Source organism: Piscicoccus intestinalis NBRC 104926 (genome assembly GCF_001515525.1).
Classification (GTDB): domain Bacteria; phylum Actinomycetota; class Actinomycetes; order Actinomycetales; family Dermatophilaceae; genus Kineosphaera; species Kineosphaera intestinalis.
This window is the reverse complement of the sequence record NZ_BCNQ01000059.1, coordinates 1-22,378: the sequence shown is the minus strand read 5'-3', so window position 1 is coordinate 22,378 and position 22,378 is coordinate 1. Positions and strand designations below refer to the sequence as shown.

Here is a 22,378-nt window from a genome sequence, read left to right as displayed (position 1 = left end):
GGACATTCTTACGGCCCGAAGCCGCTGACGCACACCGCAGCACCCCGCCGAATTCTCGGGCCCCGCGCCCAGGCCAGCGCTCAGGCCCCCGCGACCGCCTCGGGCGTCTCGAACGCCTCGGGCGACGGGCACGTGCACAGCAGGTGCCGGTCGCCGTACGCGCCGTCGATGCGGCGCACCGGCGGCCAGTACTTGCTGCGCGGGTCGACGCCGCCCGGGTAGACCGCCTCCTGCCGGCTGTACGGCCGGTCCCACTCGCGCACCAGCTCGGGCGCGGTGTGCGGGGCGCCGCGCAGCACGCTGTCGGCCACGTCGACCTCACCGGCGGCCACGTGCTCGATCTCGGCGCGGATACCGATCATCGCGTCGCAGAACCGGTCGAGCTCGGCGAGGTCCTCGCTCTCGGTGGGCTCGACCATGAGTGTGCCGGCCACCGGAAAACTCATCGTCGGGGCGTGGAAGCCGTAGTCGATGAGGCGCTTGGCGACGTCGTCGACGGTCACGCCCGTGCGCTTGGTCAGCTCGCGCAGGTCGAGGATGCACTCGTGGGCGACGATGCCGTCGGCGCCGGAGTACAGCACCGGGTAGTGCTCACGCAGCCGGGCCGCGATGTAGTTGGCGTTGAGCACGGCCACGCCGGTGGCCTTCGTCAGGCCCGCGGCGCCCATGAGCCGCAGGTACGCCCACGAGATCGACAGCACGCCGGCGGAGCCGAACGGGGCGCCGACGCTGGGGCCGACGCCGGTGGCCGGGCCCGCCTCCGCATCCAGCGGGTGGTTCGGCAGGTACGGGGCCAGGTGAGAGCGCACCCCGACCGGACCGACTCCGGGGCCACCGCCGCCGTGCGGGATCGCGAACGTCTTGTGCAGGTTGAGGTGGCTGGCGTCGCCGCCGAACTCCCCCGGCCGGGCGACCCCGACGAGCGCGTTCATGTTCGCGCCGTCGATGTACACCTGGCCGCCGGCGGCGTGCACGAGCTCGCACAGCGGCATGATCGTGTCCTCGTACACCCCGTGCGTCGAGGGGTAGGTCACCATGATCGCCGCGAGCCGGTCGCCGTGCTGGTCGACCTTGGCCCGCAGGTCGTCCATGTCGACGGAGCCGTCGTCGGTGGACTTCACGACGACCACCCGGAAGCCCGCCATGACCGCGCTCGCGGCGTTGGTGCCGTGGGCGCTGGAGGGGATGAGACAGATGTCGCGCTCCTGCCCGCCGTTGTCGCGGTGGTAGGCGCGGATCGCCATGAGCGCCACGAGCTCTCCGGAGGCGCCGGAGTTGGGCTGCAGGGTGACCTCGTCGTAGCCGGTGAGGTCGACGAGCCAGTCTTGCAGCTGGCGGATCATCGCTCGGCTGCCCCGGCTCTGATCGGCGGGCGCGAACGGGTGCAGGTCGGCGAAGTTGTGCATGGTGATCGAGTCGAGCTCGGTCGCCGCGTTGAGCTTCATCGTGCACGAGCCGAGCGGGATCATCCCGCGGTCGAGGGCGTAGTCGCGGTCGGAGAGGCGCCGGACGTAGCGCATCATCGCGGTCTCGGAGTGGTACGTGTTGAAGACCGGCTGGGTGAGCCAGTCGTCGGTGCGCACCTGCTCTTGCCCCCAGCGCCCCGCGACGTCAACGGAGTCGGTGTCGACGACGTCGACCCGCGCCTGCACCCCGAACGCGTCGAGCACCGCCTCCGCGTCCTGCGCGGTCGTCTGCTGGTCGCACGACAACCACACCGTGTCGTCGTCGGCGCGCCACAGGTTGATGCCGCGCTCGAGGGCGGCGGCCACGACCTCGGCCGCGCGTCCGGGCACCCGCACCGCGAGGGTGTCGAAGAACCGGTCGTGCAGCACCTCGACCTCGGCTGCCTTGGCTGCCTCGGCGAGCCCGTCGCGGATCGCGGCCGCGTAGGCGTGCGTGCGCAGGGCGATCCGGCGCAGCCCGGCGGGGCCGTGGTAGACGGCGTACATCGAGGCGAGCACGGCGAGCAGCACCTGCGCGGTGCAGATGTTGCTCGTCGCCTTCTCGCGGCGGATGTGCTGTTCGCGGGTCTGCAGCGCGAGGCGGTACGCGGGCGCCCCGTCGGCGTCCTTGCTCACCCCGACGAGCCGGCCGGGCATCGTGCGTTCCAGGCCGGCGCGCACGCACATGTAGCCGGCGTGCGGGCCGCCGAAGAACATCGGCACCCCGAACCGCTGGGTCGTGCCGACCGCGACGTCGGCGCCCCACTGCGCGGGAGGCGTGGCCAGCGTCAGCGCGAGCAGGTCGGCCGCCGCGGTGACCAGCGCCTTCGCCTCGTGCGCGACCTCGGTGAGCCGGTTCAGCTGCGCGGTCTCGCGGAGCCGGCCGTCCGCGGCCGGGTACTGCACGAGCACCCCGAACACGTGCCGGTCGCCGGCGGCGGCGCGCAGCGCCTCGGCGGAGTCGATGCCGTCGAGGTCACCGACGGCGACCTCGATGCCGATCGGCAGCGCGCGAGTGCGGATCACGGCGAGGGTCTGCGGAAACACGCCGGAGTCGACGAGCAGCACGGCGTTCTTGGGCGCCTTGGAGGCGCGTCGCATGAGGGTCATCGCCTCGGCGGCGGCGGTGCTCTCGTCGAGCAGGGAGGCGTTGGCGGTGGCCAGGCCGGTCAGCTCGCTGACGACGGTCTGAAAGTTCAACAGGGCCTCGAGGCGGCCCTGGGAGATCTCCGGCTGGTACGGCGTGTACGCGGTGAACCAGGCCGGATTGCGCAGCACGTCGCGCTTGATGACCGAGGGGATCACCGTGTTGTAGTAGCCGAGCCCGATCATCGACGTCAGCACCCGGTTCTCACCCGCGAAGGCGCGCAGCTCGGTGAGCACCTCCTGCTCGCTGGGTGCCGACTCGATGCCCAACGGCCGGTCGGTGCGGATCGCGCTGGGCAGCGTCGTCGCGATCAGGTCGTCGAGGCTGTCCTTGGCGATGACCGACAGCATCGCGGCGACGTCCTCGTCGCGTGGGCCCAGGTGGCGCGCGACGAACGGCGCGTCGACGGCCAGCGGGATGCCGCAGACCTGCTCGGCGGGATCGGGTCGGTGATCGGTGGTGTGGGTGTCGATGCTCACGGGGCTTCTCCCTGTGCCGGTCGGCCCGGCCGGGCGGCTCGATGACGCCGCCCGGTGCTCCGGGTCTGCGAGTCGATGGCCCTCCCCACCTGTCACCACGGCGGCGTGGCTCCAAGGGTGCCTCGCCCGCGCGGTCCTGGCGCCTGAGAGGTTCCGGGGAGGTTTGCTCCTTCGGCGCCTCGCGACCGAGTCGATCATCGGTCGGTCATCGGTCGATCATCAGTCGATCTGCGAGGCTCTCCCGCGCGGGGTGGTCGGCCCGTTGAGGTTATCACCACGGTCCGCGGGGTGCCGGATATCGAATGCCGAGCGGCCGGCCGGTGTGGTAGCGGCGTGTCAGCTGATGCGGCGCTTGCGGCGGCGGGCGCTGAGCTCGTCCACCTGAGGCTCCGCCTCGGCGGTCACGGCCTCACCCTCCTGCTCGAGGCGCTCGGTCGGTAGGGTCGCGAGCTCGCCCTCGACCTCGCGCCACACCCGGCCGACGGCGATGCCGAACACGCCCTGGCCGCCCTGCAGCAGGTCGATGACCTCGTCGTTGCTCGTGCACTCGTACACGCTGGCGCCGTCGCTCATGAGGGTCAGCTGCGCCAGATCGTCGACGCCGCGCTCACGCAGGTGACCGACCGCGACCCGGATCTGCTGCAGGGAGACGCCGGTGTCGAGGAGACGCTTGACGACCTTGAGCACGAGCACGTCGCGAAAACCGTAGAGGCGCTGCGTGCCGGAGCCGGTGGCGGTGCGGATCGAGGGCTCGACGAGCCCGGTGCGAGCCCAGTAGTCGAGTTGGCGGTACGTGATCCCGGCGGCGCGGCACGCGATCGGCCCGCGGTAGCCCTCGTCCTCGGCGAGCTCGGGGAGGTCGTCGTCGAAGAGAAGCCCCTGGTCACCGGTCACCCGACGACCGGTCGGCGTCTCGTTCGAGTTCACGTCAGCCTCCTCGGATGCGACCCGCCGGTGCCGATCGGGCTCCGGTGTCAGGTGAATGTGGGGCCGCCGCGTGCAGGCACGGGCGGCGACATACATGACGCTACGGGGCCGCGTCCAGGGCCGTCAATCACCGCCTCGCCCCGGGGTGTCGGCGTGTCGCGCTGAGCTGCCTCTTGAGGGTTGGGGTCCCCATCTCGAGACTGCGAAACCCTGACCGTCAACTGCACAGTGACCCGCAACATGCCTGGTCAGCGACCTAGGGTGCTTCAATGGCACCGGGTGAGGGGCCGACCCCGCGAGGGCGGTGGTTCCGCAGCGGGTGGGACGAGACCGCAGCCGGCGGGCGCGCGACATAGCGACAACCGCCGACGGGGAGACGGGGCAGCTGGTGGGGCACTGTCCACTCGCGAGTGGACAGTCGTCGGGCCGCGCGCATCCCCGCAGGTCAGGGAGTCGGGCTGTCGCGCTCCCCCTCGCATTGACCATTCGGCGACCGTCGAGTGGTCACTGCCCCCGTCTGCGCGGGTCACCGCCGGCTTCTGCCGCCGGCCGCACGCCGTCAGTCTCCGCGGTTGGACTCCGGCGAGCCCTCGGAACCGCCGGGGGTGTCGAAGTCCTCGGCGGAGACCTGGTCGAGGAACTCGCGGAAGCGCTCGACCTCGTCGTCCTCGTCCTCGGTGACGACGACGCCGGCCTCGTCGATGACCGCGTCCTCGACGCGGATCGGGGCCTGGGCCCGCAGCGCGAGCGCGATGGCGTCGGAGGTGCGCGACGACACCTCGACCCCTTCGCCGAAGACGAGGCTGGCGTAGAAGACGTTGTCGCGCAGCTCGACGATGCGCACCTCGCGCAGCTGGTGCCCGAGGGCGCTGATGACGTCGCGCAGCAGGTCGTGGGTCAGCGGGCGCGGCGGCGTGACGCCTTGCTGGGCGAACGCGATGGCCGCGGCCTCCGCGGCCCCGATCCACACGGGCAGATAGCGATCGCCCTCCCGCTCCCGGAGCAGGACGATCGGCTGGTTCGTCGGCATTTCCACGCGGACACCGAGGACGTCGAGATCACGCACCCCCTCACGCTACCCCCTGAGCCGTCCCGGGGCCCACGCCAACGGGCCCGCGCAGGCACCTCAATCGCGCAGGGCCGCCTTGACCAGCGCGGTGTGCAGCGCGATGCCGTGGCGCAGCACCTCCGCGGCCACGACATCGCCCCGCTCGGGGTCCCGGCGGCGCAGCGGCGCGACGACCTGCTGCATGAGCCCGATCTCGCGGTCGGCGGCTGTGCGGAACGGACGCAGGTGGCGGGCCTCGATGCCGTACGAGGCGAGCGCGCCCGCGGCCCGAGCCACCGGCAGCGCCTCGCCCGCGAAATGCCCGGAGCTGTCGGGCTGCAGGAGCCCGTAGCCGCACAGGGCGTCGATCATCGGCGAACTGAGGCCGCTGGCCGTCATGAGCTCGGCGCGGGTCAGTCGCAGCGCCGGGCCCGGCTCCAGCAGTTCCTGCGCGCTGGGCACGTCGGGGTCGTCGGTGGCGGTTGGCACGGTCGGGCGCTCGTCGGTCGGGCCGGCGGGTTGCAGCCCGCGGTCCATCGCGTCGAGCGCCTCGCGGATCACCTTCAGCGGCCAGAACCGGTCGCGCTGCGCGGTGAGGATGTAGCGCAGCCGCTGCACGTCCTTCGCGTCGAAGCTGCGGTAGCCGGAGGCGGTGCGCCGCGGAGTGACCAGCCCCTGGGCCTCCAGGAACCGGATTTTGCTCACGGTGACGTCGGGAAAATCCGCCCGCAGCTCCGCCAGCACGGCCCCGATCGAGCGGCGGCCCGTCGGGTGGCTGTCGGCCACGACCTCAGTTCGCGCGACGCGCGGTGTGGAACACCAGCCGGTACTTGCCGATCTGCACCTCGTCGCCCGGGCGCAGCACCGCGGAGTCGATGAGCTCGCGGTTGACGTACGTGCCGTTGAGCGAGCCGACGTCGCGCACGACGAACTGGTCGCCCTCGATCTGGAAGACCGCGTGCTTGCGGGAGACCGTCACATCGTCGAGGAAGATGTCGCTGTCGGGGTGACGCCCGGTGGTCGTCGTCGGGGCGTCGAGGAGGAAGCGGGCGCCGGTGTTCGGCCCGCGCAGCACGAGCAGCAGGGCGGTGCCGGGGCGCAGCGCCTCGATCGTCGCGTGGTCTTCGGTGGACAGGCCGCGGTCGGCGTCGCTGACCGGCTCCGGCTCGGCGCCGCCCAGACCCTGGAACTGCTGGGTGGCGGGATCGAACGGACGATGCGAGGCCTCGGTCGCCCCGCCCTGCTCACCCGGCTGCGCCGGATTCGCCTGCTTGTCGTTTCCCTGCTCGTCGTTGTCCCGTGCGTCCTCGCCGGCGCCGACCACCACGTGTCACCTGCTCTCTTCCCTCACCCTGACGTGAAACCTGAAGCACCACGGTAGACCATTCGCGGCCCGTCGCCGACGTTGCTCGCCCGCGACACCCGCACCGGCCTGACGCCCGCCCGCCGCGGCGGCACGGGGCACGCCTGGTTGGATCAGTGTCGCTGGGCCCGTGCAGAACTCGCAATCGCCGCGGGCGTCGGTGAGACGGCCTCCGCCCACGACCAGCGCCCGCCCAGCCCGCGACTAACCCAGCGTCTCCTCGTAGGCGGCGTCGTCGAGCAGTTCCTCGACCGCGGCGGCGTCGGCGACCTTCAGCTCGAACAGCCAACCGTCGCCGTAGGGGTCGGAGTTGACGAGTTCGGGGGTGTCGTCGAGGGCGTCGTTGACGGAGACGACCTCGCCGTCGAGCGGGCAGTACAGGTCGCTGACCGACTTCGTCGACTCGATCTCGCCGCAGGCGTCGCCGGCGGTGAGCTCCTCGCCGACCGACGGCAGGCTCACGTACACGACGTCGCCGAGGGCGTCCTGGGCGAACGAGGTGATCCCGACCCGCACGATTCCGTCCTCGCCGCTGCGGACCCACTCGTGCTCGGCGGTGTAGCGCAGGTCCTCGGGGTACTCCAGCTCGCTCATGGCACTCCTCCATCCGGGCGCCGGCGGCGCGACGGGTTGATGGTTTCGATGGGTCCGCCCGACGGGGCCGCACGGACGACGCGGAGCAGGCGGACCGCGCGGACCGCTGCGACCGTGCCGACCCTACCCGGGCGGGGTCGTGGAGCTCGGGTTCGACTCGGGTCGAGCGTAACGAGGCGTCGCGGGCGCGTGCAACGAATCGATCGCGAGGTCTTGGGTCGGCGTCACCTCGATCGTCGCGCCGACGCCGCGGATCGTCTCCACCACGCCACCGGGGATGTCCATCGCCGACGCCAGCGTCTGCGGGTCGCCGATCGCGAGCACGGCATAGGAGGTGGGCAGGCTGCGGCCGTCGACGAGCACCCCGCCTCCGGAACCCTCCGTGACGTAGCTGGAGGCGACGACGCGCACGTCGCCCACCTGGATCGCTTCGGCCCCGGCGTCGCGCAGCTCCTGGATCGCGTCGAGGAGGTTCGCCGACCCGACGACCGCCGACGCGTCGGTGATCGCGATCCGCACGCCCGGGCCGCGCGCGGGCAGGGTGCCGGCGAGGATGCCCAGGGCGTCGGCCCGCGACGTCGCGGCCTCCCGCGCCTGCGCGGGGTCCACCCCCTGCTCCCGCTGGAGCCGGTCGCGCTCCTGGGTGAGCCGCGTGATCTCCTCGTCGAGCCGGTTCGAGCGCTGCGTCACCGAGTCGAGGATCCCGACGAGCTCGGACTGGCGCAGGTTCTCCAGGCCCGCCTCGCGGGTCTGCCCGATCTGGGTGGAGATGCCGACGCCGAGCAACGCCGCGAGCAGCGCGACCACGAGCGCGTAGCGCGAGGGCCGCGGCCGCAGGGCCTGCCGCAGCCGGCGCCACCCGTTCGGCTCCGCCGCGCTCTCCGGCTCGGGCCCCGGCCCGGGCGCCGGCTCCGGGGTCTGCTCGGGGCGTTCCTCGCTCGACCGGTCGAGGCGCTCGTCGCTCATCGCCGCCCCCTCAGGCCTTGAACAGGTGCCGGCGGATCGAGGCGACGTTGGAGAAGATCCGCACCCCGAGCACGACGACGACGCCGGTGGACAGTTGGGCCCCCACTCCGAGTTGGTCGCCGAGGAAGACGATGAACGCGGCGACGAGGGTGTTGGAGACGAAGGAGACGACGAAGACCTTGTCGTCGAAGATCCCGTCGAGCACCGCCCGGATACCGCCGAAGACGGCATCGAGCGCCGCGATGACGGCGATCGGCAGGTACGGCTGCATCCACAGCGGCACGTTCGGCTGCAGCACCAGGCCGATGACGAGGCCGACGAGCAGACCGATGGCGGGAATCATGACGTCGTCTCCTTGCCGCCCGGAGTGGGTCCGGTGCCGTTCGGGGTGCCGTTCGAGGTGCCGTTGGGCGTGGTCTGCGTGGCCGCGGGCTGGCCGTCGGGGCGGGCGTATCGCAGCGAGAGCGCGGGCCCGGCGGGCACCTGCCGGCGATCCGCGGCCGCGAACGCCTCGGTGCCGGTGACCGCGTTGTACGCGCTGCTCAGCTCGGCGAGGTACGCCCCGCCGGGGCCGTCGGCGAACCGGCTCTGCAGCGTCGGCGGCCCGAGCGCGGTGATGACATAGGGCCGGGTCAGCGGCCGGTAGTTGACGAGGATCGCCTGCCCGGCGTGGCGGATGGCCGACGTCGACGTGAGCCGCTGACCGTTGATCGCGATCGCCTCGGCGCCCGACTCCCAGAGGGCGTTGACGACGGCCTGCACGTCTCGGGCCACGATCCGCCCGGGCGCGAACGCGCCGCCGCGCTGGGCCTGTTCGGGATCGGCCACGGTGGCGTCAGGGGCGTCGTCGAGCGTCACCTGCAGGCCGGGGCCGGTCATCGCCACCGACCCGGCCTGGATCCCGAGCACCGCGACCGCCGCCGACGGGTCCTCCCCCGTCTCGGAGGCGGCCCGCGCCCCGAGCGCGTCGACCTCCCCCCGCAGCCGCGCGATGCGGGCCTCGCGGCCCGCGGCGTCGGCGTTGGCCGCGTCGATGCGGTGCACCAGCTCCTCGCGGGCCTGCGCGGAGGCGGCCGCGGGCACCCGCAGGTTGGTGATCGCGACACCGACGAGCACGCCGAGCGCGACGGCCAGCAGACCGATGACCACGCGCTGCGCCGCCCCCGCCCGCTCCCCGCGGGCGCGGCGACGGGCCGCCGCGGCGTAGCCGGGATCGAGCGGGCGGTTCAGCAGCTCGTTGATCAGGCTCATCGATGCGTCGACGGGGCCCAGCGGGGGCCTTCGAGCCGGATCGCTCGTCGCGCCGGTGTCCGCCGGACTCGGGCCATCGGGGAGCACGCCGTCGGGGAGCACGCTATCGGGGACGGCGCCGTCGGGGGCCCGCTCGTCGGACTCGCGCACAACCCCTCCTCACCCGTCGGATCCGGTACCCGCGACCCTCCAGCACCGGGCCGCGGTCTCCATTGTTCGACACGACTCCGCTCTCGGCCGGGTGGGGCACGCCCGGTAGAGTGCGCGCGACCGCGCCGCGCGGTGCGCACGCCGCCGGCGGGCACTGCACCGATGCCAAGGAGAACAGCGTTGATCGTCGTCGTCGGATTCATGGGCGCGGGCAAGACGACCGTCGGACGCATCCTCGCCGAGCGGCTCGGCCTCCCCTTCGTCGATTCCGACCTCGTCATCGAACACGAGCAGCGGCGGGCCATCAAGGACATCTTCGCCGAGCACGGTCAGGACGCCTTCCGTGACATCGAGGAGGGCGCGATCAAGCGCCTGCTCGAGGGGCCCGACTGCGTCCTGTCGCTCGGCGGCGGCGCGTGCGGGCGGGCGGCGACGCGCGAGCGGCTCGCCGCGCACACCGTCATCTACCTGCACGTCGACCTCGACGAGGCGATCCTGCGCGTGGGCCGCGACGAGTACCGCCCGATGCTGCACGATCCCGGCCTGCCGGATCTGTACGCCGGCCGCCTGGCGATCTACGCCGACGTCGCCACCGTCGTCTCGCGCACGACCGGCCGCCGCGTCGAGGACATCGCCTGGGAGATCATCGACCAGATCACCGGCACCGCCGAGGCCGACGGCACCAAGGGCGTGCTCGTCGCACCCCCCGGCGGCTCCTACCGCGTGCACGTCGGAGCCGGTCTGGTCGGCCAGATCGCGCGGCTGCTGCCGGTGCCCACCGATGCCGAGCGGATCGTCGTGCTCGCCGACCACGCCGCCGACGACGCGGCCGGGCTCGTCGCCCACCACCTGGGCGACCTCGACCGGCCCGTCTCCCGGATCACCGTCGACGGCGAGCCCGGCGGCACGGGCGGCACCGGCGCAACGGACGGCCCCGACGGCCCCGACGGCCTGACCCGGCTCGCCCGGACCACCGAGCAGCTGAGCGCCCTGGGCGTGCACCGCGGCGACCTGCTCGTCGGCGTCGGCAGCGAACGCGTCTGTGAACTGGTCGGTTTCGTGGCCGCGACGTACAACCGCGGGATGGCGCACGCGCTGGTGCCGACGACGCTGGAAGCGCAGGCCGACTCCGCCGTCGGCGGCAAGTGCGCGGTCGCCCTCGCCGACGGCACGAGCCTGCTCGGGCTCATCCACCAGCCGGTCGTCGTCGTCTGCGACGTCAGCCTCGCGGCGGCCCCGGGGCGGCCGGATTTCGACGCGGGCCTGGCGGAGATCGTCAAGCACGGACTCGTGCGCGACCCCGCCCTGCTCGACGACCTGGCGGACGGCAGTGCGGCCATCGCCGCCCGCGACACGGCCCGCCTCGTCGGCCTCGTGCGGCGCAGCGTCGAGATCAAGGGCGACGTCGTCACGTCGGACGAACGCGAGGAGGGCGGCCGGCTGCACCTGAACTACGGACACACGTTCTCGCGGGCGTTCGCCCGGGCCGACCGCTCGCTGTCCGGCGGTGACGCGCTGGCCCTGGGGATGATGGCGGCGGCCTACCTGAGCCACCGGCTCGGGCGCCTCGACGCGGCCGGGGTGCGGGCGCACCGGCAGGTGCTGCAGGCCCTGGGTCTGCCGGTCCGCGCGACGTTCGCCTACGACGATCTGGTCGACACCCTGCGCAAGGACCGTAAGTACCGGCGCGGCTGGCGGTTCGTGCTGCTGCGGGCGCTCGGCGTGCCCGAGGCCGGCGTCGGGCCGCAGCCGCAGGACGTCGCCGGCGCCCTCGCCGACCTCGCCGCGGAGCCCCTCTGAGCCCTCGATGAGCCCTCGATGAGCCCTCGATGAGCCCTCGATGAGCCCTCGATGAGGCTGGCCGTACCGCCCCATCGAACGGACTAGACCGTACATACTGGGGGTGAATCCCGTCGCGGTCCCGCACCGGGACACGCGGGAGACCTCGCCCCTCGCGAACGGAGTCCCCCATGGCAGCGCAGCCACTGACCACGCACAGCCTCTTTCTCATCGGGGAGGGCATCGGCGCCTCGCGCACCCCGGCGATGCACGAGCGCGAGGGTCACGAGCAGGGCATGTCGGTGCCGTATCGCATCCTCGACGCCCTCGTCGAGCACCTCGGCCCGGACGACCTGCCCGAGGTCATCGGCTGGGCCAAGCGCCTGGGCTACAGCGGCTTCAACGTCACGCACCCGTTCAAGACCGCGATCATCCCGCACCTCGACGGACTCTCCGACCGCGCCACCGCGCTCGGGGCCGTCAACACCGTCGTCATCCGCGACGGCCGGGCGGTCGGGCACAACACGGACTGGTGCGGCTTCTCCCGTCCGCTGGAGGCCGCGCTCGGCGACCGTCCGCGCACCCGCGTGGTGCAGATCGGAGCCGGTGGCGCCGGCTCCGCGGTCGCCTACGCCCTGCTCGACCTCGGCTTCGAGCACATCACGCTTCTCGACCTCGACCAGGCCCGGGCCGGCCTGCTCGCCGACCGCATGAACGCCCTCTACGGAGACGGTCGCATCACGATCGGCTCCGACCTGGCCGCCGCGCTCGACGACGGCGCCGTTGGCATCGCGCACGTCACGCCGACCGGTATGGCCACCCACCCCGGATGCGCCGTGCCGACCGAGCTGCTGCGCCCTGACCTGTGGGTCGCGGAGGTCGTCTACTTCCCACTGGAGACCGAGCTGGTGCGTCGCGCTCGGGCCGCGGGTTGCCTGACGGTCGACGGCGGCGGCATGGCCGCCGAGCAGGCCGTCGAGGCGTTTTCGCTGTTCACGGGGGTGCCCGCGAGCCAGAGTCGAATGTATGCCCATCTGCGTGAGATGGTTGGTGGCTGAAAGGGGCCGCGAACACGCAGCGCACGCCGGTCGTGCGTGGCGGCGGCAGTCCGGTCGCGGCCGTCGCCGCACCGGGTCTGCCCACCGAATTCCTGGCCCTGGCAGCCGTCGAGAGGTCCGTCATGCCAGAGCCGCGCGCCACCGCAGCAGGGCGACGCAACGCTGCGCGGACCCGTGAAGACCTGCTGACCGTGGCCGCCGACGAGTTCGCGGCGCGCGGCTTCTTCGGGGCCCGGGTCGACGAGATCGCCAGCCGAAGCCTGACGACCAAACGGATGATCTACTACTACTTCACCGACAAGCGGGGGCTGTACACCGCGGTGCTGGAGAAGGCGTACGCCGACATCCGGGAGGCCGAACAGGCGCTGGACCTCTCGGCGCTGGCGCCCCCGCAGGCGCTGCAGAGCCTCATCCGGCACACCCTCGAGTACCACGAGGCCCACCCCAACCTCGCCAAGCTCGTGGCCACCGAGAACCGGCTCTGCGCGCAGAACCTCAAGGCGACCCACCGGCAGAGCGCGTTGAACCAGCCGATCATCAGGCTCATCGACGACATCCTCGACCGCGGCCTGGCCACCGGCGACTTCCGGCGCCGGCCGAGCGCGCTCGAACTACACCTCATGATGAGCGGCCTCGCGGTCTTCCGGATCACCAACGCCCCCACTGTCGAGGCCTCGTTCGACATCGACATCCGCACGCGCGAACACCTCGACGAGCTCGTCGCCACCGTGCAGTCGATGATGCTCGCCTGGTTGCGCACGCCGGAGGACGGAGCCGGTCAGGCTCCCACGTCGTAGACCTGGGGGCCGACGCGGCGCAGGCCGCCGGCGACTACCGTGCGGTGGATCTCGGAGGTGCCGTCGAAGATGCGGAAGATCCGGGCGTCGCGGTAGAGCCGTTCGACCACCGACTCCTTCGCGTAGCCGCTGCCGCCGAAGATCTGCACGGTGCGGTCGGCCACTCGCCCGAGCGTTTCGGCCGCGTCGACCTTGACCATGGAGATCAGCGTGCGCGCGGCCTTGTCGTCGCCGACGTCGAGGGCCCACGCCGCGCGCCAGAGCAAGAGCCGGGAGCGCTGGATCTCGATGGCGCTGTCGGCCAGCATGGCCTGGATCATCTGGAAGTCGCCGATGGGCCGACCGAACTGTTCGCGCTGCGCTGAGTATTCGACGGCCAGGGTGAGCAGGCGGCAGGCCTTGCCGAGGGCGCGGGCGCCGACCTGGCCGAGCCGCACCCGGCCGAGGGTGGTCAGCACGAGCCGCAGCCCGTTGCCCTCACCGCCGAGCAGGTTCTCCGGCCCGAGAGCCACGTCGTCGAAGAAGATCTCGACGTGGCTGGTGCCGGTGAGCCCCATCATCTTCTGGTCTTTGCCGATGGTCACCCCGGGGGTGTTCTTGTCGACGAGGAACAGCGAGATGTGCCGGGGCCGCGCGGCCGGATCGGTGACGGCCGAGACGATGAAGAAGTCGGAGAACATGCCGTCGCTGACGAAGTGCTTGTGCCCGTTGAGCGTCCACCTCTGGCCGGTCGGGGTGGCGCGGGTGCTGATGCCGGCGGCGTCGGACCCGGCTCCGGGCTCGGTGATGGCGATCGAGCAGGTCCGCTCGCCCTGCACGCACGGCAGCAGCCAGCGCTGCTTCTGCTCGTCGGTGCCGACGAACAGCACCTCGTAGACGTTGCCGAAGGCGCGCCGGATGAGGATGTCCTTGGTGTGCCCGAACTGCTCCTCGAGCAGCATCGTCTCGAGCGCGGACAGACCGCCTCCGCCGTACTCCTCGGGCACGTTCGTGGCATAGAAGCCGAGTCTCGTGGATTTCTCGAAAACCGATCGGGCGAGCTCCGGCGCGAGCTGACCCGTGCGTTCGATCTCGTCTTCCAGCGGCACCAGTTCGCGGTACACGAACTTTCGCACCGTCTGCACGAGCGTCTGCTGCTCACTGGTCAACGCGAAATCCACGGGTATCGACCTTTCGTCAACAACTCACGGCGGCATGACGACACGGCGACGCGGCCGCATCGTCGCGATGCGGCCGCGCCGTCGTCACCGTCGGCTACCGAGCCAGACCAGCAGATTGCCGACGAAGCCGGCGGCGGCCACGACCAGGAACGCCAGGCCCATGAAGGAGGCGTTCTGCCCGGGTTGGCCCCGCATGTACCAGCCGACCAGCCCGAGGAAGACACACAACACCATGGCCACGATCGGATTGGTCGTGGAACGCACTCGGTTCTCCGTTCTGCCGTCGGGGTTCGGTGTGGCCGGCCGTCAGTGCCGGGCCGCCTTCGCGGCGCGCGCCTGCGCCAGCGACTCGGCACGGAGCCGGTCGTACTCGTCCTTCGGGATCTGCTGCGCGCCGGGCACGCCCAGGTCGTCGCGGTGCATCCGGTAGGTCTCCGGAGACAGGAACGCGGCGATCGCCGAGATGACGGTGAGCAGAACGTCAGGCCGCCGACGACGAGGATGATCGTGCCGTGCGCCGATGAGCATCGTCTTCGCCGGGCTTGCCCATGCGGCTCACCGGGTCGCCCAGGCCGCTCGCCTCGATGCCCTCCTTGACGAGGCGGGTGAACGTCACCTTGTTGGCGACCGACCACGCGATCGCCTGACAGAGGCGGTCGAGCTGCTCCTGGGTGTAGTCCTCGATCTGCGCCATCGCGGCGCGCGCCTTCTCGAACGCGGCGTCGAGCTCGGCGTCCTGTTCGGGGGTGGTGCTCTTGGGCTTGCCGTCAGCCATGTTCATGCCTTCCGATGTCTGCGTTGACCGGCGCCCGGAGTCGGCGATCGGGTGCATCGGCGCGACCAGGCAATGAACTAAATAGTTAAATCTTCGAACGCGACTGTACCGCACCGCGGGCCCCCGGGATACCCCTAGCGACGAAGCTGTGCGGACGGGGTGCGCGGGGTGTCGTGCCGCCTCCGCGTGAGTGCGCGGTGCCGGCCCGCGCTCGCGTCAGGAGCGCTCCTCGATGAGCGCGGCCAGGTGCGCGAGCGCAAGGTTGTAGCCCCGCACCCCGCACCCGACGATGACGCCGGCCGCGATCGGCGACAGGTAGGAGTGATGGCGGAACGCCTCGCGGGCGTGCACGTTGCTGATGTGGATCTCGACGAACGGCAACTCCACCGCCTCGAACGCGTCGCGGATGGCGATGCTCGTGTGGGTGTAGGCGCCCGGGTTGATGACGAACCCCTTGCAGCCCTGCTTCTTGGCCTCGTGGATGCGGTCGACGATGCCGCCCTCGTGGTTGTTCTGGAAGCACTCGACGCGCAGGCCGAGCTCCTCGCCCTGCGCGGTGACGCTGTTCTCCACGTCGGCGAGCGTCGTCGTGCCGTATTGCGCGGGGTTGCGCGTGCCGAGGGAGTTGAGGTTCGGGCCGTTGATGAGAAGCACGTCCATGCGGACTCCTTCGTGGGTGGTGGTGCCCCGGAGGCCGAAGACCGTGACCTGCGGCGACAGCGGGGATTGCCGACGGAACCGCCCGCTTCTCGATCGGGGACGTCGGCCGACCTCGGCACGCGGCCGGCGGTGGCGGCTGTGGGCGGCTCCGGCCTCGGCGAGACGGCCGATGCCCGAGTGACGCGCACCATCGTGGCACAGCCGGTGCGCGCCGGGCCCCGATCGGCGTCAGGTAATTCTCCGGTTAGTTCACGTGGAATCCGGGGGCCTGTGTCACTCGCACTCCTCCTCCGGCCTCGGCACGAGCACCCCGCCCGGGCTGCCTCCGGCTCCTCGGCGGGACACCGGTTGTTCGGCGGGGCCCTGGCGCGTCGAACCGGGCACGGGTTGTTCGGCGGGACACCGGTTGCTCGACGGGACACCGGCTATCGCGCGTGTCCTGTCGTCTTATCGGTGTCCCGTGAGCCGGTCGGTGTCCGGAGCCGGAAACAGGTGTCCCGTTACCGGCCCCGCAGCCCCCGCAGCCTCCGGAGTGCCGAAGTCCCCGCAGCCCCCGGGGCATCGACGGCCGGAGACGGCTGGGTCACAGCGGGTGGATGTCCACCACCGCGCCGGAGGCCGCGGACCGCTTGATGGCGTCGACGACGAGCACGTTGAGCGCGCCGTCGCGGGTGGTGCACAGCGGCTGCGCCTCGCCGCGGATCACGGCGGCGAAGTGCGCCATCTGGGCGCGCAGCGGGTCGGCGCGCTCCGGCCGGGTGACCGACTCCTCCAGCGGGAGGTACCACGACCGGTCAGCGGGTGAGCGGAACCGCTTCAGGCGCATCGTCGGCACCGACAGCGAGCCCATCGTGCCGGCGACGTGGTAGCAGTCCTCGTCGGGGTAGGTCGTGTAGTCGGGGTTCTCCTGCGAGGTCTGTTCCCAGCTGCGGGCCGAGCCGACGGCGTCGGAGAGCAGGAACGTGCCGAGGGCGCCGGAGGCGAACCCGACGACGATGGCGGCGGTGTCCTCGACGGCGAATCCCCGGGTCGCGTTCGACGTGACCGCCTGCACCCGCTCGATCTCGCCGCACATGATGCGCAGGTTGTGGATCTCGTGGATGAGGTTGAGCAGGATCGGGCCGCCACCCGGCTGCGTGCGCCACGGGGCGCTCTCGTAGTAGGCGTCGGGCTTGGCGAACAGGGCGCGGTGCCGGTGACTGCGACGATGTCGCCGAGGGCGCCGGAGGCGATGATGTCGGCGGCGCGGCGCATGATCGCGCTGTGGGTGCGGTGGTGCCCGACAAGCACTCTTGCTCCCCGGCGTTCGGCCTCCGCGTGCAGGGCGCGAGCGGCCTGCGCGGAGTCGGCCAGCGGCTTCTCGACGAGCACCGGCACCCCCGCCGCCATGCACTCCAGCGCGCCGGGCAGGTGGTGCGGGTTGGGGGTGGCGAGCATGACGCCGTCGGGGCGGTCGGCCTCCAGGAGGTCGGGCAACCTCGGTACCACGGGGCGCCGGCGGTGCGGGCGATGTCCGCGGTCGCGGGGTTCGGGTCGACGACCGCGGCGAGCTCGCAGCCGGGGGTCGCCGCGAGGGCGGCGAGGTGGTCGCGGCCGATGAGACCGGCTCCGGCGAGCGCGATGCGCGTGGTCATGAGGTCTCCGGGGGTTCGTCCGCGGCCGGCTCGTTCGGCGCCGTGTACAGCACGCCCTGCGCCAGGAGTTCCTCGATGTCGGCGTCGCCGTAGCCGAGCTCCGCGGCGAGCTCCGCGTTGTGCTCCCCGAGGCCGGGGGCCAGGCGGGTCGGACTCGTGTCGGCCTCCGAGAAGCGGAACGGCAGGTTGGGCAAGCGGATCGGGCCGAGCTGCGGGTGCTCCAGGTCGAGGATCATGTTGCGCGCGGCGATCTGGGGGTCGGCGACGACGTCGTCGATGTTCTGGATCTTCGCGCACGCCAGGCCCGCGGCCTCCAGCTGTTCGAGCACGCTGGCCACGCCGCACTGGCGCGTGGCCCACTCCTCGATGAGGGCGCGCAGGTGGTCGCGGTGGGCGTTGCGGCCTTCGAGGGAGTGGTAGGTGGTGTCGGCCTCCAGCTCCGCTCCCCCGATGAGCATCGCGAGGCGCCGCCACGTCGGCTCCTGCTGGGCGGCGAGCACGAAGTAGCCGTCGGCGGCGCGGAACACGCCGTAGACGGTGGAGCCGGGCAGTTCGGGTCCCATCTGGCTGGGCAGCACCCGGCCGTCGCTGAGGAGGTACTGCTGCACGGCGTATTCGTGCACGGAGACCATGCAGTCGTAGAGCGCGAGGTCGATGTGCTGGCCGCGGCCGGTGCGGGTGCGCCCGAAGAGGGCGGCGTTGACGGCGGCGACGCCGTGGATGCCGGTGTACATGTCGGCGATCGAGATGCCGTAGACCGGAGGCGGGTCGCCGGGCACCCCGAGCATCGCCATGCCGCCGGCCTTGGCCTCGGCGATGAGGCCGAATCCGGCGCGGTGGGAGTCGGGCCCGCTGTGCCCGTAGGCGCTGATCGAGCAGTAGACGATGCCGGGGTTGCGGGCGGCGACGTCGGTGTAGCCGAGCCCGAGCTTGGTCAGGGCGCCGGGGCGGTAGTTCTCGACGAACACGTCGGCGGTGTCGAGGAGCTTGCCGAACAGCTCGGCGCCGCGGGGGTCCTTAATGTTCAGGCACAGGCCGCGCTTGCCGAGGTTCTGCTGCATGAAGTAGCCGGAGTGGCCTTGGCGCTGATACGGGCTCTGCCGGGAGGCGTCGCCGGTCGTGGGGCGCTCCACCTTGATGACGTCGGCGCCCATCGCCGCCAGGCACCGCGACAGGTACGGGCCCGCGAGGAAGTGCGAGTAGTCGATGACGCGGACGCCCGCCAGGGGCCGCGTTCTGCTCGCGGCCTCGCTGCTCATCTGTCTGCGACTCCTTCGTCTCAGGTGCGGCGCCTTGGGATGGCTCGGCCTGCGCTGGCCTTCGCGCCTGCGCCGGTCTTGGGCCTGGGCTGGTCTTGGCCTGGGCTGCTCTTGGCCTGGGCTGGCCTTCGCGTTCGTCGCCTTGGCGTTCGTCGCCTTGGCGTTCGTCGTTTGGGCCTTCGTCGGGCTGCGGCTTTCGCCCGGTCGGCGGTCGCCGCCCCTCACCCTGGCACAGGCGCCCCGGCCCGCGCGGCCTTCGTCGCGAGGCAATTCTCCGAACGGTTAACGCGGCGCATGGCCCGTTCGGGCGGGTGGTGTCGGGGGCTGGGCGGGTGGTCTCGGGGGCTGAGACCGGACCGCCCGACTTCAACTGGATCACCTCTGCGGAGATGATTTCGTCAGAGCCCGGCGGTCTCGTCCGATGGCACAGGCTCCTGTGGCTTGGGGAGCGGGTGGGTTGGGGAGCGCGTGGCGTGTGGATCCCCTGGCCGCACTCATCGGGCCAGCACCGCGGCCGTCAAGGGCTCCGGCCATTAGTTACCGGCTGCTAGTCACCGTTCGGACTATCACCGTGGACACCTGACGCCAGCCCGTTCCACGATATCGCTGGTCAGAGCGTTGGCACCGAAAACGTGGGTCGCGCGGTGATAGTCCGAGCGGTGGCTGTCTCGGGCACCGTTGGCCCCACGGCAGCCCAGGGCGGGCCTCGACCGCGTGACGAGTCGCACCCGGCCCACAACGAAGCCCTGGTGAGAGGTCTTCTCACCAGGGCTTTTCCGTCGGGACGACAGGATTTGAACCTGCGACCCCTTGACCCCCAGTCAAGTGCGCTACCAAGCTGCGCCACGTCCCGTGGCCCGTTCGAGCCTCCGGCAGACTACCGCATGACCGCGGGCCGCTTCGAATCGCCCTGCGGCGGTGCGGTCCGCGGCTCACGTGCCCGGTCGGCGGGGCTGGGCGATTCGGGGCGGGAGCGACCCGCTCGCAGACGCCACGCGTCGCCCGCCTCGAACGCCTGCGCGTTGCCGGGCTCTCGGCCGCCTCTCCGGGTGGGGTCAGCGTCACCTCCCCTGGTCAGCGCCAGCGTCACCTGCCCGGGTCGGCGCCAGCGCCGGCTCACCGGGTCAGGCCTACGCCTGCCTCAGCGCTTGCGGCGCTTCTCGCGGACGCGGACGGACAGCTCGATCGGGGAGCCGGTGAAGCCGAACTGCTCGCGCAGGCGCCGCTCAAGGAAACGCCGGTAGCTGGCCTCGAGAAACCCCGAGGCGAAGACGACGAATCGCGGTGGGCGCGTGGAGGCCTGGGTGGCGAACAGGATGCGGGGCTGCTTGCCGCCGCGCACCGGGTGCGGGTGCGCCGCGACGACCTCGCCGAGGAACGCGTTGAGCCGGGCCGTCGGGATGCGCGTGTCCCACGACTCCAGCGCCGTCTCCAGCGCCGGCACGAGCCGCTCCATGTGCCGGCCCGTGCGCGCCGACACGTTGACCCGCGGCGCCCACTGGATCTGCACGAGGTCCCGCGCGATCTCCCGCTCCAGGTAGTAGCGGCGCTCCTCGTCGAGCAGGTCCCACTTGTTGAAGGCCAACACCAGCGCCCGCCCGGCGTCGACGACCTGCTGGACGACCCGCACGTCCTGCTCCGTCAGCGACTCGCTGACGTCCATGAGCACGACCGCCACCTCGGCCTTCTCCAGCGCCGTCCGCGTGCGCAGCGATGCGTAGAAGTCGGCCCCGCGGGTCTGGTGCACCCGCCTCCGGATGCCCGCCGTGTCGACGAATCGCCACGTCTTGCCGGCCAACTCGATGTACTCGTCGACCGGGTCGCGGGTCGTGCCCGCCACGTCGTCGACGACCACCCGCTCGCTGCCCGCGAGCTTGTTGAGCATGCTCGACTTGCCGACGTTCGGCCTCCCCAGCAGCGCCACCCGGCGCGGTCCCCCGCGGCGGTACGCCCCGGAGACCGACGACACCGTCGGGAGCACCTCCAGCACCGCGTCGAGCACGTCGCCGCTGCCGCGGCCGTGCAGCGCCGACACCGGCCACGGCTGCCCCAGCCCCAGCGACCACAGCATCGCCGCGTCGGCCTCCGAACGCTGGTCGTCGACCTTGTTCGCGACGAGCACGACCGGCTTGCGCGAGCGCCGCAGCATCTTGACGACCGCCTCGTCGGTGTCCGTCGCCCCGACCGTGGCGTCGACGACGAACATCACGACGTCGGCGAGTTCGACCGCCACCTCGGCCTGCTCGGCCACGCGCAGGTGGATGCCCGACGCGTCGACCTCCCAGCCTCCGGTGTCGACGAGCGTGAACCGGCGCCCCGACCACTCCGCGTCGTAGGCGACCCGGTCGCGGGTGACGCCCGGCACGTCTTCGACGACCGCCTCCCGGCGGCCCAGGATGCGGTTGACCAGGGTCGACTTGCCGACGTTCGGGCGGCCGATGATCGCCACGACCGGGCGGGCCGCCTCCTCGTCGGCGTCGTCCTCGTCGAGGTCGCCGCGGTCGAGCAGCGCGCGGTCGCCCGCGGACAGGTCGAACTCCCCCAGCCCGGCCCGCAGCGCCCGCTCGACGTCGCCCTCTTCGCCGGCCCCGACGGAGACGGTCTCAAGGCCGGCGATGTCGTCGTCCGCGTCGTCCTCGGAGGCGTCGCTCTCGTCGAAGCCATCGTCCGGCTCCTCCGACTCCCCCGACTCACCCGACTCCCCGCTCTCCCAGGAGGCGGTGCTGAGCACGATCGTCAGCGCGGCCTGCACCGACTCTTCGAAGTCGAGCTCGGAGGTGTCGAGCAGGATGACGCCGGGCGCCGGCTCGAGAAACGCGGTGACCTTGGCGTCGTCGGCGTCGCGGCGCACGACCTCGTCGCGGGTCTGCGCCAGCACCTCGTCGGCGTCGGCGCCGAGGTCGCCGTGCAGTTGGGCGGCGCGGCGGCGCAGCCGGGCGTCCTCGCTGGCGACGAGCAGGATCCGCACGTCGGCGTCGGGCGCGACGACCGTCGTGATGTCACGGCCCTCGGCGACGATGCCGAGTTCCTCCTGCCGGGCCTGGTCGATGATGTCGCGCTGCATCGCGATGAGTTGCTCGCGCACCCGCGGCTGGGCGGCCACGACGGAAACCACCGCGCTGATCCGGGTCTCGCGCACGGCCTGCGTGACGTCGTCGTCCCCGACGAAGACGCCCGGCTCCTCCGGGTCGATCCCCATCGCCAGGTCGAACTCCTCGGCGTGGGCGGCGACCGCGTCGGCGTCGGACAGCTCGATGCCGGCCTGCAGGGCCGACCACGTGACGGCGCGGTACATCGCGCCGGTGTCGAGGTAGGCGACGCCGAGGCGGCGCGCCAGCTCGCGGGAGACGCTCGACTTGCCCGAACCGGAGGGACCGTCGATGGCGACCACGGGAGGCACGGACAGGGAGGTCATCTGGTCAGGGTATCCGCAACGGAGCCGGGCTCCGGCGCCCGGGAGGAACTGCCGAGCGCGCACAGAGCGCCCAGAGCCGCACCGAGCGCACGGAGCCCGCGCAGCGCTCAGTCGCGCACCGTCCAGCCGCGGGCCCGCAGCGCCTCGGTGAGCGGTTGCGCGGCCGCCGGCACGACGTAGAGCTGCACGACGCCGACCGGCCGGCCGAACTCGTGCTCGATGCGCATGTCCTCCATGTTGACGCCCTCCTCGCCGACCTCGACGAGCAGTCGCCCGACGGTGCCCGGTTCGTCGGGCACGACGACCGTCACCTCGGCGTAGGCCACCGCGCTCGCGCCGTGCTTGCCCGGGATGCGGGCCTGGCCGGCGTTGCCGTCGGCGATGACCGAGGCCAAAGCCCGCCGCGCGCCCGGCGCCGGGGAGTCGGGGTCGTCGCCGATCGCGTCGAGCGCCGCGACGACGCCGGCCAGG

Annotated in this window: 18 protein-coding genes, 1 tRNA gene, 3 pseudogenes and 1 riboswitch; of the genes and pseudogenes, 3 read left to right on the top strand and 19 right to left on the bottom strand. The window is 72.1% G+C overall.

The genetic code is table 11. The features are described from left to right. Positions 1-80: 80 nt before the first annotated feature. The 9 genes from gcvP to PINTE_RS10910 all read right to left on the bottom strand — a co-directional run bounded on the left by gcvP (position 81) and on the right by PINTE_RS10910 (position 9,220). A complete protein-coding gene (gene gcvP, locus PINTE_RS10950) occupies positions 81-3,011 on the bottom strand; it encodes an aminomethyl-transferring glycine dehydrogenase (RefSeq protein WP_068430162.1) in 2,931 nt (976 codons plus the stop codon). 181 nt (positions 3,012-3,192) lie between these two features. Then, positions 3,193-3,325: riboswitch (glycine riboswitch) on the bottom strand. Between the two features lie 82 nt (positions 3,326-3,407). After that, the gene (locus PINTE_RS10945) at positions 3,408-3,998 is read right to left on the bottom strand and encodes a MerR family transcriptional regulator (RefSeq protein WP_068430144.1); all 591 of its coding nucleotides are present in this window, start codon (positions 3,996-3,998) and stop codon (positions 3,408-3,410) included. A 559-nt stretch (positions 3,999-4,557) separates the two neighbouring features. Next, entirely contained in the window at positions 4,558-5,064 is a 507-nt protein-coding gene (locus tag PINTE_RS10940) for a bifunctional nuclease family protein (protein WP_068430142.1), read from the bottom strand. Between the two features lie 60 nt (positions 5,065-5,124). Continuing rightward, positions 5,125-5,832: a transcriptional regulator FtsR gene (gene ftsR / locus PINTE_RS10935; protein ID WP_068430135.1), complete on the bottom strand. Its 708-nt coding sequence runs from the start codon at positions 5,830-5,832 to the stop codon at positions 5,125-5,127. Positions 5,833-5,836: 4 nt separating this feature from the next. Further along, on the bottom strand, positions 5,837-6,373 hold the full coding sequence (locus tag PINTE_RS10930; protein WP_068430134.1) for an FHA domain-containing protein: 537 nt from the start codon (positions 6,371-6,373) through the stop codon (positions 5,837-5,839). A 240-nt stretch (positions 6,374-6,613) separates the two neighbouring features. Next, complete coding sequence (gene gcvH / locus PINTE_RS10925) at positions 6,614-7,003, bottom strand: glycine cleavage system protein GcvH (RefSeq protein WP_068430133.1); 390 nt, start codon at positions 7,001-7,003, stop codon at positions 6,614-6,616. Between the two features lie 123 nt (positions 7,004-7,126). Further along, a complete protein-coding gene (locus tag PINTE_RS10920) occupies positions 7,127-7,969 on the bottom strand; it encodes a DUF881 domain-containing protein (RefSeq protein WP_084343481.1) in 843 nt (280 codons plus the stop codon). Positions 7,970-7,979: 10 nt separating this feature from the next. Next, positions 7,980-8,312: a small basic family protein gene (locus tag PINTE_RS10915; RefSeq protein WP_068430129.1), complete on the bottom strand. Its 333-nt coding sequence runs from the start codon at positions 8,310-8,312 to the stop codon at positions 7,980-7,982. Further along, on the bottom strand, positions 8,309-9,220 hold the full coding sequence (locus PINTE_RS10910) for a DUF881 domain-containing protein (RefSeq protein ID WP_157087181.1): 912 nt from the start codon (positions 9,218-9,220) through the stop codon (positions 8,309-8,311). The genes PINTE_RS10915 and PINTE_RS10910 overlap by 4 nt, the downstream gene beginning before the upstream one ends. A gap of 330 nt (positions 9,221-9,550) precedes the next feature. On the opposite strand from PINTE_RS10910, the gene PINTE_RS10905 reads away from it, so the two are divergent. From PINTE_RS10905 to PINTE_RS10895, 3 genes are all read left to right on the top strand, one after another. Further along, positions 9,551-11,170, top strand: coding sequence for a bifunctional shikimate kinase/3-dehydroquinate synthase (locus tag PINTE_RS10905; RefSeq protein ID WP_068430117.1), 1,620 nt, complete (start codon positions 9,551-9,553; stop codon positions 11,168-11,170). A gap of 170 nt (positions 11,171-11,340) precedes the next feature. Next, complete coding sequence (locus PINTE_RS10900; RefSeq protein ID WP_068430110.1) at positions 11,341-12,207, top strand: shikimate dehydrogenase; 867 nt, start codon at positions 11,341-11,343, stop codon at positions 12,205-12,207. Positions 12,208-12,329: 122 nt separating this feature from the next. Further along, on the top strand, positions 12,330-13,004 hold the full coding sequence (locus tag PINTE_RS10895; RefSeq protein WP_157087180.1) for a TetR/AcrR family transcriptional regulator: 675 nt from the start codon (positions 12,330-12,332) through the stop codon (positions 13,002-13,004). Here PINTE_RS10895 and PINTE_RS10890 read toward each other — a convergent pair. From PINTE_RS10890 to PINTE_RS23225, 10 genes and pseudogenes are all read right to left on the bottom strand, one after another. Beyond that, positions 12,986-14,164: an acyl-CoA dehydrogenase family protein gene (locus tag PINTE_RS10890; RefSeq protein WP_068430106.1), complete on the bottom strand. Its 1,179-nt coding sequence runs from the start codon at positions 14,162-14,164 to the stop codon at positions 12,986-12,988. The two genes, PINTE_RS10895 and PINTE_RS10890, sit on opposite strands and share 19 nt — an antisense overlap. 84 nt (positions 14,165-14,248) lie before the next feature. Beyond that, positions 14,249-14,428 (bottom strand): hypothetical protein, encoded by a 180-nt coding sequence (locus PINTE_RS10885; protein WP_068430103.1) that lies wholly within the window; start codon positions 14,426-14,428, stop codon positions 14,249-14,251. 217 nt (positions 14,429-14,645) lie between these two features. After that, a complete protein-coding gene (locus tag PINTE_RS10880; protein ID WP_068430100.1) occupies positions 14,646-14,945 on the bottom strand; it encodes a hypothetical protein in 300 nt (99 codons plus the stop codon). A 210-nt stretch (positions 14,946-15,155) separates the two neighbouring features. Then, positions 15,156-15,599, bottom strand: a complete 444-nt coding sequence (aroQ, locus tag PINTE_RS10875; protein WP_068430097.1) for a type II 3-dehydroquinate dehydratase — start codon at positions 15,597-15,599, stop codon at positions 15,156-15,158. 583 nt (positions 15,600-16,182) lie between these two features. After that, positions 16,183-16,785: pseudogene (locus tag PINTE_RS24340) on the bottom strand (Gfo/Idh/MocA family oxidoreductase); the annotation flags it as partial. A 101-nt stretch (positions 16,786-16,886) separates the two neighbouring features. Then, positions 16,887-17,087 (bottom strand): annotated as a pseudogene (locus tag PINTE_RS25050) (Gfo/Idh/MocA family oxidoreductase); the annotation flags it as partial. 142 nt (positions 17,088-17,229) lie between these two features. Next, positions 17,230-18,492, bottom strand: coding sequence for a CaiB/BaiF CoA transferase family protein (locus PINTE_RS10865; protein ID WP_068430094.1), 1,263 nt, complete (start codon positions 18,490-18,492; stop codon positions 17,230-17,232). 779 nt (positions 18,493-19,271) lie between these two features. Next, positions 19,272-19,345 (bottom strand) — tRNA-Pro (locus tag PINTE_RS10860). Between the two features lie 288 nt (positions 19,346-19,633). Then, on the bottom strand, positions 19,634-21,907 hold the full coding sequence (gene der / locus PINTE_RS10855; protein WP_068430090.1) for a bifunctional cytidylate kinase/GTPase Der: 2,274 nt from the start codon (positions 21,905-21,907) through the stop codon (positions 19,634-19,636). Positions 21,908-22,014: 107 nt separating this feature from the next. After that, a pseudogene (locus PINTE_RS23225) lies at positions 22,015-22,378 on the bottom strand (prephenate dehydrogenase); the annotation flags it as partial.

Bases quoted from the DNA above. Each gene is read 5' to 3' on its own strand.
- PINTE_RS10880 (WP_068430100.1), bottom strand. From the start codon at position 14,945: ATGAACATGGCTGACGGCAAGCCCAAGAGCACCACCCCCGAACAGGAC.
- aroQ (WP_068430097.1), bottom strand. From the start codon at position 15,599: ATGGACGTGCTTCTCATCAACGGCCCGAACCTCAACTCCCTCGGCACG.
- PINTE_RS10910 (WP_157087181.1), bottom strand. From the start codon at position 9,220: ATGAGCCTGATCAACGAGCTGCTGAACCGCCCGCTCGATCCCGGCTAC.
- PINTE_RS10920 (WP_084343481.1), bottom strand. From the start codon at position 7,969: ATGAGCGACGAGCGCCTCGACCGGTCGAGCGAGGAACGCCCCGAGCAG.
- PINTE_RS10895 (WP_157087180.1), top strand. From the start codon at position 12,330: ATGCCAGAGCCGCGCGCCACCGCAGCAGGGCGACGCAACGCTGCGCGG.
- der (WP_068430090.1), bottom strand. From the start codon at position 21,907: ATGACCTCCCTGTCCGTGCCTCCCGTGGTCGCCATCGACGGTCCCTCC.
- PINTE_RS10865 (WP_068430094.1), bottom strand. From the start codon at position 18,492: ATGAGCAGCGAGGCCGCGAGCAGAACGCGGCCCCTGGCGGGCGTCCGC.
- PINTE_RS10915 (WP_068430129.1), bottom strand. From the start codon at position 8,312: ATGATTCCCGCCATCGGTCTGCTCGTCGGCCTCGTCATCGGCCTGGTG.
- gcvH (WP_068430133.1), bottom strand. From the start codon at position 7,003: ATGAGCGAGCTGGAGTACCCCGAGGACCTGCGCTACACCGCCGAGCAC.
- PINTE_RS10900 (WP_068430110.1), top strand. From the start codon at position 11,341: ATGGCAGCGCAGCCACTGACCACGCACAGCCTCTTTCTCATCGGGGAG.